The sequence below is a fragment of the Alteromonas sp. KUL17 genome (assembly GCF_006538305.1).
Classification (GTDB): domain Bacteria; phylum Pseudomonadota; class Gammaproteobacteria; order Enterobacterales; family Alteromonadaceae; genus Alteromonas; species Alteromonas macleodii.
On record NZ_BJKJ01000002.1, the window covers coordinates 125885 to 146425 of the forward strand.

At 43.4% G+C, this 20541-nt stretch carries 14 protein-coding genes; 10 read left to right on the forward strand and 4 right to left on the reverse strand.

The window, feature by feature from the left end; genetic code table 11:
• Nucleotides 1-50 precede the first annotated feature (50 nt).
• From KUL49_RS02375 to KUL49_RS02410, 8 genes are all read left to right on the forward strand, one after another.
• A complete protein-coding gene (locus tag KUL49_RS02375; RefSeq protein WP_131136182.1) occupies nucleotides 51-1205 on the forward strand; it encodes a mandelate racemase/muconate lactonizing enzyme family protein in 1155 nt (384 codons plus the stop codon).
• Between the two features lie 3 nt (nucleotides 1206-1208).
• Nucleotides 1209-2486, forward strand: coding sequence for an MFS transporter (locus tag KUL49_RS02380; protein WP_131136183.1), 1278 nt, complete (start codon nucleotides 1209-1211; stop codon nucleotides 2484-2486).
• A 21-nt stretch (nucleotides 2487-2507) separates the two neighbouring features.
• The gene (locus KUL49_RS02385; protein WP_131136184.1) at nucleotides 2508-3131 is read left to right on the forward strand and encodes a bifunctional 4-hydroxy-2-oxoglutarate aldolase/2-dehydro-3-deoxy-phosphogluconate aldolase; all 624 of its coding nucleotides are present in this window, start codon (nucleotides 2508-2510) and stop codon (nucleotides 3129-3131) included.
• A gap of 109 nt (nucleotides 3132-3240) precedes the next feature.
• On the forward strand, nucleotides 3241-5994 hold the full coding sequence (locus KUL49_RS02390; RefSeq protein ID WP_131136185.1) for a TonB-dependent receptor: 2754 nt from the start codon (nucleotides 3241-3243) through the stop codon (nucleotides 5992-5994).
• A 45-nt stretch (nucleotides 5995-6039) separates the two neighbouring features.
• Nucleotides 6040-7605: a tryptophan halogenase family protein gene (locus KUL49_RS02395; RefSeq protein WP_131136186.1), complete on the forward strand. Its 1566-nt coding sequence runs from the start codon at nucleotides 6040-6042 to the stop codon at nucleotides 7603-7605.
• A 55-nt stretch (nucleotides 7606-7660) separates the two neighbouring features.
• On the forward strand, nucleotides 7661-8386 hold the full coding sequence (locus tag KUL49_RS02400) for a SapC family protein (RefSeq protein WP_131136187.1): 726 nt from the start codon (nucleotides 7661-7663) through the stop codon (nucleotides 8384-8386).
• Nucleotides 8387-8398: 12 nt separating this feature from the next.
• Nucleotides 8399-8608, forward strand: a complete 210-nt coding sequence (locus KUL49_RS02405; RefSeq protein ID WP_131136188.1) for a LacI family DNA-binding transcriptional regulator — start codon at nucleotides 8399-8401, stop codon at nucleotides 8606-8608.
• Between the two features lie 280 nt (nucleotides 8609-8888).
• Nucleotides 8889-9377, forward strand: a complete 489-nt coding sequence (locus KUL49_RS02410) for a hypothetical protein (RefSeq protein WP_131136189.1) — start codon at nucleotides 8889-8891, stop codon at nucleotides 9375-9377.
• A gap of 171 nt (nucleotides 9378-9548) precedes the next feature.
• Here the strand turns inward: KUL49_RS02410 and KUL49_RS02415 are convergent, their stop codons facing one another.
• The 3 genes from KUL49_RS02415 to topA form a co-directional block, all read right to left on the reverse strand.
• A complete protein-coding gene (locus tag KUL49_RS02415; protein ID WP_242633705.1) occupies nucleotides 9549-10175 on the reverse strand; it encodes a leishmanolysin in 627 nt (208 codons plus the stop codon).
• Nucleotides 10176-10538: 363 nt separating this feature from the next.
• Nucleotides 10539-11090 (reverse strand): DUF2058 domain-containing protein, encoded by a 552-nt coding sequence (locus KUL49_RS02420; RefSeq protein ID WP_131136190.1) that lies wholly within the window; start codon nucleotides 11088-11090, stop codon nucleotides 10539-10541.
• Nucleotides 11091-11228: 138 nt separating this feature from the next.
• The gene (topA, locus tag KUL49_RS02425) at nucleotides 11229-13883 is read right to left on the reverse strand and encodes a type I DNA topoisomerase (RefSeq protein WP_131136191.1); all 2655 of its coding nucleotides are present in this window, start codon (nucleotides 13881-13883) and stop codon (nucleotides 11229-11231) included.
• Between the two features lie 395 nt (nucleotides 13884-14278).
• Between topA and astB the strand changes: the two genes are divergently transcribed.
• The gene (gene astB, locus KUL49_RS02430) at nucleotides 14279-15619 is read left to right on the forward strand and encodes an N-succinylarginine dihydrolase (protein ID WP_131136192.1); all 1341 of its coding nucleotides are present in this window, start codon (nucleotides 14279-14281) and stop codon (nucleotides 15617-15619) included.
• A 204-nt stretch (nucleotides 15620-15823) separates the two neighbouring features.
• Here the strand turns inward: astB and KUL49_RS02435 are convergent, their stop codons facing one another.
• Nucleotides 15824-19063, reverse strand: a complete 3240-nt coding sequence (locus tag KUL49_RS02435; RefSeq protein ID WP_131136193.1) for an S-layer family protein — start codon at nucleotides 19061-19063, stop codon at nucleotides 15824-15826.
• A 114-nt stretch (nucleotides 19064-19177) separates the two neighbouring features.
• Between KUL49_RS02435 and KUL49_RS02440 the strand changes: the two genes are divergently transcribed.
• Nucleotides 19178-20524, forward strand: a complete 1347-nt coding sequence (locus tag KUL49_RS02440; RefSeq protein ID WP_014949187.1) for a dicarboxylate/amino acid:cation symporter — start codon at nucleotides 19178-19180, stop codon at nucleotides 20522-20524.
• Nucleotides 20525-20541: the final 17 nt, after the last annotated feature.

The window sequence follows — 20541 nt, forward strand, 5'->3', positions numbered from 1 at the left end:
CAACTGTTAACATTTTGATCGAATAATAATAGTTTACACAGGAGCTGACAATGGTGATCAATGAAATATCGACGTTTGTAAAACGTCTTGGTTTTAGGAATGTGCTTTTTGTTAAAGTAACTTGTAAATGCGGAACTTACGGCTGGGGAGAGTCCGGCTTATCAAGTAGAGAATTTGCAGTCGCAGGCGTAATTTCACATTTTGAGCAGTTTCTTATTGGGCGCGATGCACAGAACGTCGCAGCTCTTTGGCAAGAAATGTATCGAAGCCAATACTTCGAGGGAGGGCGTGTACTTAGCGCGGCAATTGCGGCTATAGATATAGCGCTTTACGACATTTTAGGCAAAAAGCTTAACGTCCCCATCTATCAGCTGCTTGGCGGTAAACAAAGAAATAAAGTGCCGCTATTTGCAACCGTTACCGCTCCCCTCGACGATAATATTGTCAAGCCTTGTTTATCACTACAAGAAAAAGGATGGACACACATAAGACTCACAACTGGTTTGCATGGTGATATCAATAAAACTACTGTTTATGATACCCGTAAAGAGCTGGCTAATGCAGCCAGAGCAATAATTCAAGTTAGAAAGGCTCTTGGCACTGATATTAAACTAGGTATCGACTTTCACCACCGTTTATCTGTTGCCGAAACAAAAAGTTTTTTACAAAGACTCCCTGATGGCGTTCTCGATTATATCGAAGAGCCAATCCGAGCTGAATCTCCCGATAGTTACTTACAAATCAGAAGTTCTTGCAACACCTCCTTTGCCATTGGTGAAGAGTTTACTAGCAAGTGGGCATTTTACCCATTTTTGAAAAATCAACTGATTGACTTAGCGCGAATTGACATTTGTAATGCTGGAGGGTTTACCGAAGCGATGAAAATAGCATCGCTCTGCGAAACTCTCTATATTGACATGATGCCGCACAACCCATTAAGCCCTTTGTGTACGCTAGCTACAGCACAGTTTTGTGCTGCTATCCCTAACTTAGATAGCTTAGAGTGGCTTCCCTATGGCGATGAAACATCGCTTTATTCAGAGTTATTCTCAAAGATGCCTCAGACAGAAGGACCCTTTTTGCAACTTTCAGATGCCCCCGGCCTTGGTATTGATATTAACGAGGACGCCCTACGAAAGCTCCCTTTTGATTATTGGGAAGCTCCTAGGCTTGCTAAGCCCGACGGTAGCTACACAAATTGGTGAATTATGAATAGCAAAAGACAGAAACTACAGGTTCTTACTCTTATTTTCATAAGCGTCGTTATTAACTATATGGACAGGACAAATTTATCGATTGCCGCAGCTCAAATGAAGAGTGAGCTGTCTATTTCTACGGTTGAAATGGGGCTGCTTTTTTCCGCTTTCGCTTGGACCTATTCATTCTTACAAATACCCGGAGGCATTTTAGCTGATCGAATAAAAGTAAGAGTTCTCTATCCTATCATCATGATAGGTTGGAGCGTAGCAACTCTCGTACAAGGGTTAATTAGTAATTTCGCGGCATTAATAGGCTTACGCATGCTCGTGGGCGCATTCGAGGCACCGTCTTACCCACTGAATAACAAAATAGTAAGTCAGTGGTTTCAAGAGCAAGAGCGCGCTGGCGCCATTGCTGTTTATACCTCTGGACAATTTATCGGATTAGCGTTCGCTATTCCTTTACTGGCTATTGTTTTAGAGTGGGTGGGTTGGCGTGGACTTTTTATTACATCTGGCGCAGTGGGTATAGCCTGGGGGTTAGTATGGTATTTCATTTACCCGAGGCGTCTCTCACTTGGGAAAACGATGTCTAAACAAGGTAATACTCCGCCCTCCTCTGCCGACTTAAAGACCACAAAACAACAGCTAAAAGTAGCATTTACAAACAGAAAGCTGTGGGGCCTATACCTAGGTCAATTCTGCTTGGGCAGTACATTAGTTTTCTTTCTTACATGGTTTCCGACTTACTTATCTGACTACAGAGGGCTGAGTATTATTAAGTCTGGGTTCTATGCTGCTATTCCATTTTTATGCGCATTTTGCGGTGTACTTATTTCCGGCACAGTTAGTGACAAACTTACCCGAAATGGAGTAAGACCTGAGTTATCAAGAAAGGCGCCTGTTATTATTGGTTTACTTCTTTCTAGCAGCGTGATCGGTGCCAATTACGTAGAATCACCAATTTGGGTAACTGTATTCCTTTCTTTGTCTTTTTTTGGAAACGGCCTCGCGTCAATCAACTGGGTATTTGTATCGTTAATTGCGCCTAAATCGATGGTAGGTCTGGTGGGAGGCTGCTTTAACTTTATTGGCGGGCTTTCTGCAGTCATCATCCCCATAACAATAGGTTTTCTTGTCGCAGATGGTGACTTCAAGCCAGCACTAGTTCTTATATTCTCGCTGGCTCTAGTAGGCAGTCTCTCTTTTATATTTTTAGTCGGAAAAATTGAACAAATACCTGAACCGTCGACGCCTTCAATGTCGTCAAACAATTCTTTGCTTTAACTCATTAAACGGAGAGATGAAATGCACGAAGCGATAGCTGAAATACATAAAACTAAAATTGTTGCCATTATTAGGGTTAAAGACTCCTCTACAATTGGCTTAATAGCGAAATGTCTAGTAGAAGCGGGAATTACTGCACTAGAGATAACAAGTAATACACCGGACTATCTAGACTCAATTACCCAATTACAAACCAAATACCCTTCAATTTTTATTGGAGCGGGGACTATTACAAATGACAAACTTGCAAAAGATGCCATAAGCGCAGGTGCACACTTTTTAGTTACGCCCAATACGTCTCGTCAAGTTTTAGATGTTGCCAAAAGCACTCAAACACCGATTTTAGTGGGGGCGTTAACTCCCACTGAGATATATCAAGCTTACGAATGGGGAGCTGATCTCATAAAGGTCTTCCCAACCAATTCGGTTACATACGACTATATCACTTCATTAACGTCAGGCCCATTTAATGATATCCCTTTAGTCGCAGTGGGCTCGGTTGACGAAAATAACGCAAAGAAATGGATAGAATCCGGAGCTGTATGCGTAGGATTCGGCGGTGAATTGACTAGCCCAATCTTGTCAGCGGAAGAGTATATAACAAGAAAAAGCCGCATAATATCCCTCATAAAATCAATAAGCTAAAAATAAACACATACTTTTAAATTTCATTTTTGTTGACAATTAACAGTTAATTAAGAATACTCACAACAACACATATTGTTTACAATTAACAAACGTATGAGACACAATTATGAAAAATTTCGGTTTGACAACGTTATCTTTGGCCGTAATCAGTTCGCTATATGGTACAAATTTGTTAGCTCAAGAGAACGATGAGAGTAATGTTGAGGTAATTCAAGTTAAAGGGATTAGGGGAGCGCTTTCATCTGCGATGGATGTAAAACGTAGCTCTACAGGCGTTGTCGATGCTATTTCAGCAGAAGATATCGGTAAGTTTCCAGATACCAACCTTGCAGAATCCCTTCAACGCATTACTGGAGTCTCCATTGATAGAACAAACAACGAAGGTAACCAGGTTACCGTTCGAGGCTTTGGTCCTAGCTTTAATCTCGTTACTTTGAACAACCGACAGATGCCCAATTCATCTGCACTTGAAACAGCTGGAATTTCTAGAAGCTTTAATTTTAGAGAATTAGCGGCTGAAAGTGTTTCAGGTGTAGAAGTCTATAAAACCGGTCGAGCGAACGTTAGCTCAGGCGGAATTGGAGCTACAATCAACATCAACACCGCTCGTCCATTTTCAATGGACGAATTCGTTGCTGCTTGGAGTGCTAAAGCAGTGATTGATACCAGTGTAACCACTGGTGATGATGTGACACCTGAATTATCTGGGATGATTAGCAAAACGTTTGGCGACAGAAAGTTTGGTGTCTTAGCCTCTTTTTCTCATGCAGAAAGGGATAGTCATGTAGATAGGATCGGGGCTTTTAACTGGGACCAAGGTTTTCCAGGCCAAGCTAACCCAGATACTAGTGCAATCGATACAAATTTAAACCCTACCCTCACCACTTGGCGCACACCTACTGTAGATTTAGATGATACCAATTATGAGCGAGAGCGTCAGAACGGACAGCTTGTTCTTCAATATAGTCCGATTGACTCTCTGACTATAACGGCTGATTACGTCATGTCTCGTTTGGAGGAAATGGGTAACCAACACCGTATGAGTTTCTGGTTTGACAATGTAGAAGAGGGGTCGGCAGATGCAAACGGTACAATCATTAACCCACTTCGTACAAATGATGAGCTTAATTTTTGGTCTTGGGAATATAATTTTGAAACTGAAAACGATTCTTTCGGTATCAATTTTGATTGGAAAGCAACCGATGCACTTAACTTAAAACTCGACATTCACGATTCAACGTCGCACTCTAACCCTGGTGCTTTACCTGCTGAACGCTTAGCTAATTTGAAAAACCCTTTTGGCAGTGCTGCGCCAGTAACTATCTCCGCCGATTTTAGCGGCAACATCCCTACGGTGGCATATGATGATTCAGCCTTGGAAGGTGGGGCCTATGCGCTAGAAAATATTGAAGGCGATTTATATCAAGAACGTGGATTTGAGGTTGAAAACAACATACAACAAGTTCAGTTTTCTGGCCGTTGGCTCAATTTAAAAGATGGTGCGCTAGATGCTATCAATTTTGGGTTGGCACACACTAAATACACAATCGATTCAGTAAAAATAAACGGCGCTAATTTCGGTCTAGGCAACGGCGCTCTCGATATTAGTGAGTTAGATTTAGCCTTTATTGACGGCGACATAGGGTTTGAGTTCATTCCCGTATATAGCGCCGACCAATTCATTTCTTTGACAAAAGAGCAAGGCCTATATATTGAGCCTAATAAAAGCTTAAACGGCATAGAAGAAAATACCACTTCAGCCTACCTTTCGTTTGATTTCATCACTGAATTCAACGATATGGAAGTGAGAGCAAATTTCGGCGTTAGATATGAAGAAACTGACGTAGAATCATATTCCATCAATCGCCCGGTGATAGGCTTTAATTGGCTAACTCCTCTTGAAATGTCAAAAGTTTTCGCTGACACCGAGGTATTTGAAACACTTGAGGGTAGTTATGAACACTTCCTTCCTAATCTTGACTTTTCATTGAATGTTACCGATGACATTGTCGCTCGGTTCGCCTATAGCCAAACAGTTGCTAGAAGTGATATTACTGCAATGTTCCCTGCTACAAGCCTAATTAACCACTTAGCAACCGGGCCTTTCAGAGCTTCGCAAGGTAACCCTAATCTTCTGCCCTATGAAGCAGACAATTTCGACTTATCCGTTGAATATTACTACGATGAAGGAAGCTATGTATCACTAGGGCACTTTAGAAAGCAAGTCGATAACTTTATAGCAGTTGGCGAAGAAGAAAGAACTATTGATGGTTTGAACGGCCCACTCACAAATCCAGCAGCGGCCAATCGGCCGGGTTGTCCAGGGGGGGCAGCTGATAACCCCCTCCCCGCTTGCGTATCTCAACCCGGAGATCCTGTTATTGAGTGGATAGTATCTACGCCACTGAACCTAGACGAAACTCGCGTCTACGGTTGGGAATTTAATATTCAGCATATCTTTGGCGACACAGGGTTCGGCGCAATTGCTAACTATACTATGGTAGATAGTAGCGATACCTACGATGTTTATTCACTTGAAAATGACTTTGCATTACCCGGCTTAAGTGACTCTGCCAACATCGTTGCATTTTATGAGCAAGACAATTATCAAGTTCGAGTTGCTTACAACTGGCGCGACGACTTCTTACTTCAAGGTGGCATAGAGCCATTATTCACCGAAGCTTATAGTCAAGTAGATATCTCTGCAAGCTACGATATCAATGAATCACTTTCTGTATTTATTGAAGGTATCAACGTTACTGATGAATCAACACGACGTCATCAGCGCTTTTCTAATCAAATTAGAGACTACGAAGAGTACGGACCTCGTTACAATTTAGGTATTCGTGGGAAATTCTAGACATACAGGGGACGCCGATAGCGGTCGCTATCGGCGATTGTAATTATGGAAAGTACTCACACATCGAGCGAACACAATTTACGTAATATCGTTATTTTAGGTGGCGGAACTGCTGGTTGGATCACCGCAGGTGTTATTGCAGCAACGCATCGAAGTAATAATTCGACCAACCCTTCTATTAAGATAACGCTGATAGAAGCGCCAAGCATTCCTATTGCGGGAGTGGGAGAAGGTACTTGGCCATCTATGCGCCGCACGTTAAAACTTTTGGGCGTTTCTGAAACCGATTTCATTAATCAATGTAATGTCACCTTCAAACAAGGTGCAAAGTTCAGACACTGGGTTACTGGGAGGGACGACGATGAGTACTACCATCCTTTAGTCGCTCCCAACCATTACAATAATATTAACTTTGCTGAAAGCTTCGCTACTCAAAAGTTTCCATTCAGTTTCGACAAAGCAGTTTGTACCCAAGGTCATATTTGTGATTTAAATTTAGCGCCCAAAAACATTTCACACCGAGAATATGAAGGGCTCCTAAATTACGCCTACCATCTTGATGCAAATGCTTTTGCTCTGTTTTTAAAGAAACATTGTACCGAAACGCTTGGTGTCACGCACATAGAAGCGGAGATTGAACGCGTTGAAGGGGAGCCTGATTCGCCCATAAAAGCTTTGGTAACAAATAGTTCAAATCGCATTGAGGGCGATTTGTTTATTGACTGCTCTGGTTTCAAAAGTCATCTCATTGGCGGTCACTTTAACGTAGAATATCAATCGTGTAAGGACATTTTATTTTGCGATAAAGCGATAACAACTCATTTGGCATACGATAATAACGCACCACTTCTACCCTACACACTATCGAGTGCTACCGACGCAGGTTGGATCTGGGATATCGGGCTGACTAATCGACGTGGCGTTGGTCACGTTTACTCATCAGAGTTTATTGACCAAAAGCAAGCTAAGTCTCGACTTGAGCAATACGCAAAAAGAAAGCTTCGCGATGATGAAGTCCGGACGTTTGATATTGCTCCTGGCCATAGGAAAGAGTTCTGGAAGCAAAATTGTGTGGCCGTTGGTTTGAGTGCAGGCTTTCTTGAGCCGCTTGAGGCTTCTTCCTTGGTACTCGTTGAAATGGCAGCCAAATTCATTGCTGAACAATTGCCTCGTAACACTAACGTAATGGGTGTTATTGCTAACCGGTTCAATGAAGTGTTTCGTTACCGTTGGTCGCAGATCATCGACTTTTTGAAATTGCATTATGTATTAAGCGAACGAAAAGAGGCGTTTTGGCAGCAACATAGAAATCAAGAAACATGGACCAAGTCATTAAGCGAAAATTTACTCCTTTGGCGCTATCATTCTCCGTGGCATAACGACTTTACTCGTACGGAAGAAGTGTTTCCTTCAGCGAGTTACCAATATGTTCTTTACGGTATGCAGCCTAATTACTCATTTATAAACACCGCTGCGCAATGCCAGCACAAGCATTATATTGAATTGTTCGCACAAGATATTGAACTCCAACTACACCAACAAAAAGCTCAACTTTACGACCAAAGAACGCTGTTGAGTAACGTACGTAAGTTTGGGTTTGCACTGGGGTAATACAGTCTTTACCACGCCAGAATAATGATAATAGACGAACAGCCCTAAGAGATTAATGATGAAGAAATATATTCCACTATCATTCGATACACACCCGAATATAAAAATTAATAAAAACTACACAGGATCTTGTGTATTTAATGAAAGTACTTTTCCTATTCTGTTCAATGAGTTTGAGCAAATTCAGAGAGAGTATCCCATCGCTATATTCAAATCTATCGATGATGGCGCATTGAGTATTCACGCTTTGACGGCATTTGACGAAGGAGTAAATGAATTCATTATTGAGGGAAGTTGGAAAGCTCAATACATCCCTTTATTTGTAAAGTGCCATCCTTTTTCAATAGAGCTTGATGAAAGTAAACACACACGCCTATTGATTGATGAGCAACACACAGCTTTCAAAAACGGTAGCGAACCACTTTTTGCAAAGGATGGTCTACCAAGTTCCTTTACCCAAGCCATGAAAAAGTCTATCGAACAAATAAGTTCCCAGCAGCGTTATACTGAAGGCTTTCTTCATTTTGTTCAGGAAAATAGACTCTTAAAGACAGTCTCGATCGACTTTACAGATCATCAGGGTATCAGTCATAGAAGAAACCATCTTCTCACAGTGATACCTGCAGATTTTCTTACTCTGTCTCCCTCTTTACAAGAGCTTGCTTTACGCAAAGGCTATTATCAAGCAGCCGTTTACATTCAGGCCAGTTTGCATTCCCTAAAAGAGCTCTTTGATATCTTTTCTCGTCGCATTCCCCCAATAAAAGCTCATCACCGTTAAGAGAGAAAAATAATGCTTACAATTAAGGATATTGCAAAAAAAGCAGGTGTATCACAGGCAACAGTTTCGAGGGTGATAAACAACACCAAAACGGTAAAGCTGGAAACAAGAAGACACATAGAGCAAATAATTAAAGAGCTAAACTATAAGCCAAACCCGAATGCAGTGATGCTAGGAAAAAAAACATCTACGCAATTGGCATCGCATATTCTAAATATTTAGATACTGGTTACCAGGTGCTTCAAAAAGCCGAAGCGTATACGAGTAAAAAAACATCCCTATTCAAGTAAAAAGCGCGGAGCCTAACGCAAATAGTGAATTAGATGCCATAACCAGCTTGCTCTCTTATGGATGCTCACCTGTCGTTGCACAAGCGCAATATATTGACGATGCAACGTTGAGAAATCTGATGGTATATTACCCAAATCTGTACATTATAGACCGTTTTGTAAAGTCGTTTCCTGAGCGATGCGTAACCTTCGATCATCAAAAAGCAGCTGAAATGATAATTGACTTTGTCCAAAAAGATAGCAATTGTCTTTGTATCTATGACATTAAGCCTGCCTTCAATGCTCACTACAGAGAGAAAATAATTAGGGACAATTTAGAGGCCTCCTTTTTGGAGCATAGGACAACAGATAGCTTCAATAACGGCGAAAACCTGATGCGAGACCTCATTTCCTCTAATGACATGCCAAATATAATTATTACAGATCTACCAAGCACGGCAATGGGTCTAGCCAGTGTATTTTATGACCATTTTAGTAACAGTAAGCATCATATAAATATAATTACATTCGGAAACTACTGTTCACCTTCTCCATTTAACGCTTATATTACTAGTGTGACTTATCCACTTGCTTTATTGACTGAAAAACTATTTGATAAAGCTTTCGCATTAGAGGCTTTAACCAATGAACAATTAGTTCAAAAGTTTTTACCAACGATTAATAGAAGCCAATCCTACACTTCTAATGCGTTATTGCTCTAAGATTTTAAGCGCGACGTTGGTGGCTTAAATACCATAACATCAGAATAATAAGGTATAACGTCGATGCTTCACTCACCGCATGAGTTACGATAGTTAAATAGCCAATATCAGCGAACGATGCGACAGTGGTATCACTTAATGTAATTGGATATGGCCCCAGATAACCGGTCATTAAGTCTGAAGTGTACTAGCTCCACCAGGCCAAGGCTCATCCCAATGACTGTTAGCAGTACCCTCTCCCCCTCCGAGTTCTACTGGAATAAATTCAGCGTCTTCAACAAATTCTTGTCGATATATTTCTAGCGCATACTCCCCCGTGTATCGCCCCGAATTCATGACATAATTTGACTGGCTACCCGCTCTTAAAAAGTCAGTTGTCCACAAAATTCCAAACCCGATAACATGAGCCATTTCGTGTAAAATAACATCGAACAGTGTGCCATTATTTTCCATGTTATCTAAATCTGCCGTATCAAAGCGCATGCGACCTCTATTTGCATAAACAAACGCACTATCGGAGAACTGCATGATACTAGTTGGGCTAGCACTGCCTACCCCCCCGCCTGGGCCATCAATTAGCGCTCCACTCGCATCTATAACAATACTGTGGTCAAACGTACTTTGAACGCCTATCAAATAAGATTCCCTATAAGCAACTGCATCGTCAAATGCGCTGGATTGTGAAGGCGTTAGACCTCCAAGATTATTAATAGAAATGTTGAACAGCCCTGCATTTGCAGGCAGTGATATACATAATGATACCGCGACACCTAAAACCAGCTTCGGTAAACCGTTCATGGCTTCCCTCCCGAGTTGATAAACAGCATGCTATGCTAATAACTATTGCCAGCGATACTTATTACGCTTTAGTAACTATAGACTAGAAAGTTGAGGCGCAATGCATTTTTAACAATTAATGCGTAGCGGCTCAAATATGAGCGCCCAAAAGAACATCAAAAAGAATACTTAAATTAAAACAGTTATTTAATATATAACCCCTGCAGTAAAGAGGGTTACAATCGCACTCGCTGTGAGCCCGTTTAGCCAAAGTCTGGCTATTGGGAAAGGTATGTAAAACGCAGAATAGGTTAAATAAAAACAGGGAAAGCTTACTCACCACCCAATTTACCTTAACGCAAAAAGGCGGTGAGCTTTGGAAGACTACCAGGTCAAATCATCTGGGATTTCGTAGTCGGCATACCAGTCGTCTTCAGCTTCGTCATTACCGTCATTACCACTCTTATCTAGATCAGCACGATAAATAATTGAAGCTTCATCACGCTGAGCAATTTTGTCAGCAACCGGCGTCGGAACCAGTTCGTAAGCGTCGTCTAGCAGTACCACGGTCAAACGACCTTTTGTTACTTGCTTGTGCATTTCTTCGCTCACATACATACGTTTAACGACATTGTCGTGAGTAAAGTTAAGTAGCGTTTCGCCGTTACGCGGCTGTTTGTTTACAGTAATAAGTTGTCTGACCTGTGCAGCAATCGAGCGCTTTTCTCTTTCTTGCTGCTGAAGTTGATTCAGTTCTCTTGAGCGCGCCTTTTTCTCTTCTGCGGCTTGTTGGGCCGCTAACGTTGCTTCATCAACGACAGGTTGTTTTTGCTTATTCTTTTGCTTTTGTTTTTTGCGTTTATCTGCACGCGCTTGCTTTGCAGACGCTTTATCGGCCAAACCGGCTTTCAGTAGTTGGTCTTGTAAGGAGGCCATAATTACTCTCTGTTACTCTGTTTCTATTGATACGCTTTGCAGACGTTTACCGTCTTTTAACTACGTAACAAGCCCGAGCAATGTCGGGCTTGTGAATTTCAATTAAAGGTCTATTTTACGTTTTCCGAATTAAAGGCGTTACTTCTTCTTGGCTTTAGTCGCTGGCTTTTTAGCGGCTTGCTCCTGCCATTTGCCATTGTCGTACCACGCAGACCATCCTGTTGCTTTACCGTTGTCATTCTCAGACATCACGTATTGCTGTTTGGTCTTCCTGCTGTATCGAACTATTGCAGGGTTACCATCAGGGTCTGTTTGTGGCGCATCAGCAAGATAGTAGAATTTCGGCGAAATTCTATCTCTAAAGCGAGCAAGTTCTTCCACTTTCGGCGCACGAGTTTCACGCGACTTTGGAAAGTTATGCGCCGCTAAGAAAATTCCCGAAGCGCCATCACGTAGCATAAAGTGCGCGTCAGACTTTTCACACGGAAGCTCAGGTAAATCTACCGGATCTTCTTTTGGCGGCGCAGCTTCACCGTTTCTAAGTAGCTTACGAGTATTCTTACACTCTTCGTTGGTGCAGCCGAAGTATTTACCAAATCGACCGTTTTTAAGCTCCATATCGCTGCCACATTTATCACACTCAATAATGGGGCCGTCATAGCCTTTTATCTTGAATGTGCCTGTTTCAACTAAGGTGCCATCACATGTTGGCGTGTTACCACACACATGAAGTTTACGGGTTTCGTCAACCAAGTAACTGTCCATCGCCGTGCCGCACTTAGGACAACGCTTTTTAGAACGAAGCGCTTCTGTTTCGAGCTCTTCTTCATCGTCCACTTTCACGACTTCATCACCAGGCGTTAAATTCATGGTGTTTGTGCAGCGCTCTTTCGGCGGTAAATTGTAGCCTGAACAGCCCAAGAATACGCCAGTTGACGCGGTTCTCACGTTCATTTCACGGCCGCATTTATCGCACTCAACACCTGCAGGCACTGCCTGATTCAAGCGCATACCGCCCTCTTCAGGGTCTTTCTCAGCGTTTAACAGTTTTCCGTAGAAGCCGCTGTAAAAGTCGTTGAGCACGTCCTTCCAATCTTTCTTGCCTTCAGCAATATCATCAAGATGCTGCTCCATGTTGGCAGTAAAGTCATAGCTCATTAAATCGTCAAAGTTTTCCATCAGACGATCGTTTACGATTTCGCCCATTTTCTCGGCATAAAAACGCTTGTTCTCTAAGCGCACATAGCCGCGATCTTGAATCGTCGAAATAATACTGGCGTAGGTCGATGGACGACCAATACCGCGTTTTTCAAGCTCTTTTACCAACGAAGCTTCATTAAATCGCGCTACAGGCTTGGTGAAGTGCTGTTTAGGATCAAGCGCTTTTAAGTCAAGCACATCGCCTTTTTGTACATCAGGCAACATGAGCTCTTCTTCGCCTTTTTTGCGAAGCTGAGGTTGAACGCGAGTCCAACCATCGAACTTAAGTACGCGGCCTTTCGCCGTCAGCTCGTAATCACCCGCCGCCACTTTGATAGTGGTTGCATCGTACTTAGCTGGAGTCATTTGACAGGCCACAAACTGGCGCCAAATAAGCTCATAAAGACGCTGTGCATCGCGTTCCATATCGCCTAAACTTGCAGCACTTATGCTCACGTTTGAAGGGCGGATCGCTTCGTGCGCCTCTTGCGCACCTTCTTTACTGCCGTAGCGATTTGGCGAATCAGGCAGGTACTTGTCACCAAAATTATCTGAAATATACGCACGAGCATTGTCCAACGCCTCTTGGCTTAAATTGGTTGAATCCGTACGCATATAGGTGATGTAGCCCGCCTCATAAAGGCGCTGTGCCATCATCATGGTTTTCTTAACACCAAAGCCCAATCGAGTACTTGCCGCTTGTTGTAGCGTTGAGGTAATAAATGGTGCAGAAGGACGACTTTGCGTAGGCTTTGACTCGCGGCTTTCTACCGTGTAGTTAGCCTCTTCTAAGTCAGCAAGCGCTTTATCTGTTTCGGCCTTGTTTTTAGGCTTGAACGCATTGCCCTGGTGCTTTGCTACCAGCATGCGCAGTGCCGCTTTTTGCTGGCTAGTTAAATCTGCGTGTACGTCCCAAAACTCTTCAGGTACAAACGCTTTAATTTCTCGCTCACGCTCTACAACAAGCCTAACCGCTACCGATTGAACACGCCCAGCTGAGAGGCCTCGCGCAATTTTTTTCCACAGAAGTGGCGATACCATGAAGCCTACAACACGGTCTAGGAATCGACGAGCCTGCTGGGCGTTGACGCGAGAAATGTTTAGTTCGCCCGGATCTGAGAACGCATCTTGAATCGCGTTTTTAGTAATTTCGTTAAACACCACTCGCTGGTAAGTTTTGTCTTTTTTACCTAGCAGCTCTTGTAAATGCCATGCAATCGCTTCCCCTTCGCGGTCCAAATCGGTCGCGAGATAGATAGTGTCAGCATCTTTAGCAAGCTTTTTAAGTTCGTTAACGACTTTCTCTTTACCCTGTAGCACTTGATAGTGGGCTTTCCAGTCTTTCTCTGGATCCACACCCATTCTGTCTACAAGCTTCAAATATTCGTGACGGCGAAGATATTCTTGACGCTCTTCTTCGCTTAAAGTTTTGAGTTCTTTAGCCGGTTTTTTAGGCTCTACTTTGCCTAAAGCCTTCGTCGGAAGATCTCGCACGTGGCCAACCGAACTTTTTACGATAAAATTTTTACCGAGATATTTATTTATCGTTTTCGCTTTGGCTGGTGACTCGACTATGACCAGTGATTTTGCCATATAATTGAACTAAACCTATTGATTTTTAATGACTATTTACGTCAAATTCTGAAAATTGGAGCAACCTTGCACTATATATAGGGTACTCGCTCTTTTTTAACATATATCTACAAAGTGAATGGAAAACAAGATCTTCTTCATACTTATTCTTTCCTTTGCTTTAAACACGCGCAAAAACCGTACAATAAATAAACAGCGCGATTGGCATTGGCCTTAAAAGCCGTATAATGCCAGCCATTCCAACCTAGCCTGACAACATGTTCAGGTGTGAAGAAGTGCATCGTTTGCCCCTGTAAAAGAACGAAAGCGTTGCCGCTGCTATTAAATTAATCGCAGTGCGTATGGAAAAGTAACATATAGGGTCAAACGCCAAAACTCCAAGAATGAGGGAAAGTATGAAGCAGTTTGAAGTTAACTTTGATGGTCTTGTAGGACCTACCCATAACTATGCCGGTTTGTCGTTTGGCAATGTCGCTTCCCTGAACAACGCAAACGCAAAGAGCAGTCCAAAGCAAGCTGCAAAGCAAGGCTTAGCCAAAGCAAAGGCGTTGGCCGATATGGGAATGGTTCAAGGTGTGTTGGCCCCACAAGAACGTCCTGACATCGCCGCACTGCGCCGATTAGGCTTCACAGGCTCTGATGCTCGCGTGCTAGAAAGCGCTGCAAAGCAATCTCGCGAGATTTTCCTTGCTTGTTGTTCTGCCAGTAGCATGTGGACTGCAAATGCCGCCACTGTGTCTCCTAGTGCCGATACTGCCGATGGTCGTGTTCACTTTACCCCTGCAAACTTGACCAATAAGTTCCATCGTTCATTAGAGCCTCAGGTTACAGGCAATATCCTGCGCGGTACATTTGCCAACGAAAAGCACTTTGCTCATCACCAGCACCTGCCAGATAACGAGCATTTTGGTGACGAAGGTGCAGCCAACCACACGCGACTTTGCAGCAACTATGGTCAGGCAGGCGTAGAGTTGTTTGTTTATGGTCGTCATGCATTTGATACCAGCAAACCAGCATCGAAAAAATTTCCAGCTCGCCAGACGTTAGAAGCATGCCAAGCTGTAGCCCGTTTGCACGGCCTTGAAGACGATGGCGTAGTTTACATGCAGCAAAACCCAGAGGTTATCGACCAGGGCGTATTCCACAACGATGTGATCGCTGTTGGTAACCAAAATGTGTTGTTTTTCCACGAGCAAGCGTTTTATCAAAAAGACGCTGGATTTAAAGAGCTTCAAGCTAAATTTGGTAGCGAACCGCTTCACTTTATCGAAGTGCCGACTGCTGAAGTCTCTGTACAAGACGCAGTAAAAACCTACTTGTTCAATACACAAATTATTACCCTTCCAAGTGGCGACATGACAATTATTGCGCCAACTGAATGTCAGGAAAATGAAGCCGTTAAGCGTTATTTAGACAAGCTGGTATCTCTGGGTACGCCCATCAAATCGGTTAATTACTTTGACGTTAAACAAAGTATGCGTAATGGCGGTGGACCAGCATGTTTGCGTTTGCGCGTTGCAATGAACGACCAAGAACTCGCTGCGGTTAACCAAAATACGCTAATCAACGATGCACAATTCGCACGCTTAAATACTTGGGTCGACAAGCACTATCGCGATGAATTAAGTGAAGATGACTTGCGCGATCCGCAGCTGCTAATTGAATCTCGTACTGCGCTTGATGAGCTTACACAAATTCTTAAAATTGGTTCGGTTTACCCGTTCCAGCAGGGGTAAATAATCATTATCAACTCGATGAATTGAAAAAATAAGCAATTAAAAGCAACATTTCCTCAATCTTATCACGTGTCCTTATATTTATAAGGCTCTACTAAAAAAGCCTGAATTTGAGGTTAAAATCAAACTCAGGCTTTATTCAAACTTCAAACGATTTACTCTTCCTAACTCGCGGTTTAAACCAAATTTAGCGTTCTGATTACCTTAGTTGAAAGGTACGCCAGTTTCACAAACTAAGTCGTCATCCGTGAAATCATCATCGCCTTCACCAAAAGGGTTTGCAGGGGGGCTAACACCTTCGTCGTTAATATCATCTGCAAGAATTTCCAGTCGATACTTCATGGATGCTTGAGCTTCACTACCTGTGGACTGCCCAAACACCGTTACTTCCGCGAAATACCATACCGCGTAACTTTCAGGGTAACGATATTCTAGTTCTGCATATCCATTTTCATCCGTAATACCATCGTTGGTTAATGTCACGGTACCGACTATTCCAGGAGTGAGTTGTTCGTCATCATTGAGATCTTCTCCGGCATCTAATATACCGTTAGAGTTTTGATCTTCATTAGTACACTCAGTAACATTAACAGGCTGCCAGATTGAATTAACCGTATTGTATTCCCAATCCCCCCTCAGATAAATGCCGCGTCCGCTTCGGTCATTAAATTTAACAGGGGTAATCGATGCCGTTAAATTTACCCCGCTGACCGGGCGTCCCACTGAATCAGAAACAAAGATTGCGAAACGTTTTAGATAAGAAGTAGTAGTAGGCGTTTCAATAACATTACCCGTGCCGATAACAATATCGAATGCCCTAGCACCTACTGTCAGCATTATTTCGTCATAGACTGAATCATTGTCCGCTACTGTGGCGGTTATAACCACATCGTCTTCAGAAGTAACAGAACCTGAGGTAAATACAGTGGTCGCTATACCTTTGCTATCTGTCGTTGCCTGAGACGGTGATACAAAACCAGTAGAGACATCTGATACAGAGAAATTAACCACGCTGTTTTTTACTAAGTTACCGTCGATGTCACGCACAACAGCACTAATAGTGCTCGTTTGTCCGTCTGGTCCCAGGATATCAGGGGAAGCATCGGCGATAAGGGTAGCCGGTGTAGTTGCGATAAACTCAATTTGCGTCAATGCAGACACTAATGCGTTACCATTATCATCACTTGCTGATGCGCTAATAGATGAGATGCCTGCGTTGTCTGCACTAATTTCAATACTCGCTTGGCCATCAGCATCAGTAACGACTGTTGGCTCTCCAGCAATTTCGCCGCGGGAGGCACTGAAGGTAACCTCTTGACCCACTACTGGCTCGTTGTCTTGGCGCCACTGCACAGTAATAGTTTGCGCTTGCCCCAGCGGCACTTCTTCTGTTGGCAAATTAACAAAATTAAACTCGTCTTGCTGAACTTGCACGGTAAAGCTTGTTTCAGCATTTAGGGCAGATGCCATGATAGTATCTTCCCCTGACGACGTTGCAGTATATGACACAGTCGCCTGACCATTGGTTCCTGTATTAACTGAAGTACTGCTAAGGGTGCCGCTAGTGGCGCTTAAAATTATATCCTCGTTGTTGATAGACTGCCCATCGGAGTCTTGAAGGCGGATAGTATACTCAACGGTGTCATTTAAAATGACTGAAGACGCACCGTTAATGGTTACTTCTGTACCAGCAATTGTAATATCAACAGTTTCAGTAAGACTTCCCGCTTCTGCTGTTACAGTTATAGTGCGGTTTGATTTATTATTTTGTGATGTTAGTACTGCTCGGGCTGTTCCATCAGCAAGGGTTTCAGGCTGTGTTAACTGAAGTTCAACACCATCGCCTGTCTGTGCCGAAAAGCTAACTTCGACCCCTTCCATTAACACACTCTGTTCGTTTTTGACCAAGGCGATGAGATCGACCTCATCACTGCCACTCGAGGCCAACTGAATACTGTCAGCGAAAAGCTCTAAAGAAGCAGGCTCTTCACTAACCGTGGTGCTACCTTCAGAACTGAAGGTTGTTGAATCGGCCTCACCCGTAGCTAAAGTAGCTGTCACTTCACCGTCACCAGACGCGCTTCCCACCGACATACCTATTGTTGCAACACCTTCTGCATTTGTAAGTGCTGTTGCTGTGTCATTTGAAAAGGTAGCCAGTTCATCGTTACTTAACGAAAAGGTTAGCAGGAGGTCAGTCTGAGGTTCACCCAAAGAATTAGTGACTGTCGCTACTGCAGTCAAAGCATTGCTAGATGAAAGGTTATTATCGGCTTCACCACTTTCATTTTGCAAAGTTAGTGAAACATTTATCGTTGTAGGCTCGATTGTAACTGCTGCAGCTGTAAAGGTGGTAGAACCCGATTCGCCTGTTGCCAAAGTAGCAGTGACTTCACCATCACCCGATGCCGTACTGGCGTTTAAAAGCAGCTGAGCAACGCCTTGCGAGTTGGTTCGTGCTGTGCCTGTGTCATTGCCGAACTCTGCTAACGCGTTATTGCTTAAACTATAAGTAAGTAGAGCATCAGTAAATGGATCTCCATTCTGATCTGTTACCGTTGCAACGGCAAATAAACTATTGTCTTCAGACAAGTTATTGTCCGGTTCCCCATCTTCGTTTTGAAGGCTCAAAGAAACAGTTATTGTCGTGGGGTCTGTACCAGAAATTGCGGTCGCTGAAAATGTTGTCGTCGCTGTTTCTCCAGTTCCCAAGGTAGCGGTAATTTCACCACCACCAGAGGCAGTGCTTGCATTTAGTCTTATTCTAGCTTCACCGTTATTGTCAGTTCTCTCGGTTCCTGTGTCATTACCGAACTCAGCTAACTCATCGTTACTCAATGTGAATGCCAGCAAAGCGTCTGAAACTGGAGAACCATTCTGATCTGACACCCTTGCTATCGCAAACAAGCTGTTATCTTCTGTAAGATTACTATCAATCTCACCTGCTTCGTTCTGAAGAATCAACGATACAACTAAAGAGTCTGGATCTGTGCCGCTGACCGCTGTGGCTGAAAACGTGGTAGTTCCCGTTTCGCCGCTACCGAGCGCAGCGGTAATTTCGCCATCTCCAGAAGCCGTGCTGGCATTAAGGCGTAATCGGGCTACACCATTTGAATTTGTACGCGCCGTTCCCGTGTCGTTGCCAAACTCTGCTAGTTGTTCGTTGCTTAGCGTAAAGGTTAGTAACGCGTCTGCATGCGGATTGCCATCTTGATCTGACACGGTCGCAACAACAAACAGACTATTGTCTTCAGAAAGGCTGTTGTCGCTTGCTCCACTCTCATTTTCCAGTGTTAAAGCGATTGTATAGGTTGGTGATGTGGTACCGCCGTCTCCGCTTCCGTTATCCGTGTTATCTCGAGAGACTGATGAACCGCCCCCACCACATGCTGTTAGCATAAATAATGCGCTAATTAGGCTTAGCGTTTTCGCTAATGTCGACATAATTCGTTCCTGAACCTCTTTTATTGACAATTGCGTCGTTTTTTATGTTTAAAAATCAACTGAATCTGGCACACTACGAAAGATTAGAAATATAAAAATGCACAGGGAACATTAATGTCTTCATCTGCACATAAATATAGTTTAACCGCCCGCATCTTTATCGGCATGGCTGCCGGTATCTTGACTGGTGTCTTTCTCCAATTATTGTTTGATGATAGCGGAGATTTTACTTTTTCGATATTCGGTTTAGAGTTCTCAACGTATAACATTCTTGTAGAAGGTATATTTTCCACTCTCGGCCAAATATTTATTGCCAGCTTAAAAATGCTTGTGGTTCCTCTTGTGTTTGTTTCCTTAATTTGCGGAACCAGCACACTGTCTGACCCCAGTAAACTAGGAAGACTTGGCGCAAAGTCAGTCGGACTCTATGTTGTCACAACTGCCATTGCCATAACACTAGCCATGAGTATAGCTTTAGTGGTGTCTCCGGGTGACGGGCTAAATCTAACAACAGAAACTACCTTCCAAGCGAAAGAGGCCCCTAGCCTGTCTGACGTTATCGTTAACATGTTCCCAAGCAACCCAATTAACTCGATGGCACAGGGCAACATGCTACAGATCATTGTGTTTGCCGTACTGTTTGGTATAGCTATGGCGATGACAGGTGATGCGGGCAAGCGTCTTACCGCTATCTTTGAAGATATTAATACGGTAATCATGCGTCTTGTTACCATCATCATGAACTTAGCGCCATACGGCGTGTACGTGTTGATGGCGAAACTCTTCTCCACTATTGGTGGCGAAACAATTCTGAGCCTGGCGAAATATTTCTTCTTAGTATTTGGCGTGTTAATCCTTCACGGCCTGGTAACCTACTCAGTGCTGCTAAAAGCTTTATCGGGATTAAACCCTGTTATCTTGATGAAAAAAATGCGTGACGCTGCGCTATTCGCATTTAGTACCTCAAGCAGTAGCGCTACCTTGCCCGTCACTATGGAAACGGCGAAAAACAAGCTTGGCGTAGGTAACTCGGTATCGTCGTTCACCCTGCCGCTAGGCGCAACAATTAACATGGACGGCACGGCCATAATGCAAGGTGTAGCCACGGTCTTTATTGCTCAGGTTTACGCTGTCGATTTAAGCCTTGGCGACTATATGATGGTAGTACTTACCGCCACCCTTGCTTCTATCGGAACCGCTGGTGTGCCAGGTGTGGGCCTTATCATGCTAGCTATGGTATTGCAGCAAGTGAACCTACCGGTTGAAGGGATCGCACTTATTATCGGTGTAGACAGACTGCTGGATATGACACGCACTGCGGTAAACATTACAGGCGACTGTATGGTGTCGTGCATTGTAGCTAAAAGCGAAGGAGCACTGGACGAAAGCGTTTATAACGATCCTAAAGCCGGTTTGAAGCAGGAAGATGTGGACTTCGAACATTTTGAAAAGAATAAATAACGACTACAAAAGCTTCT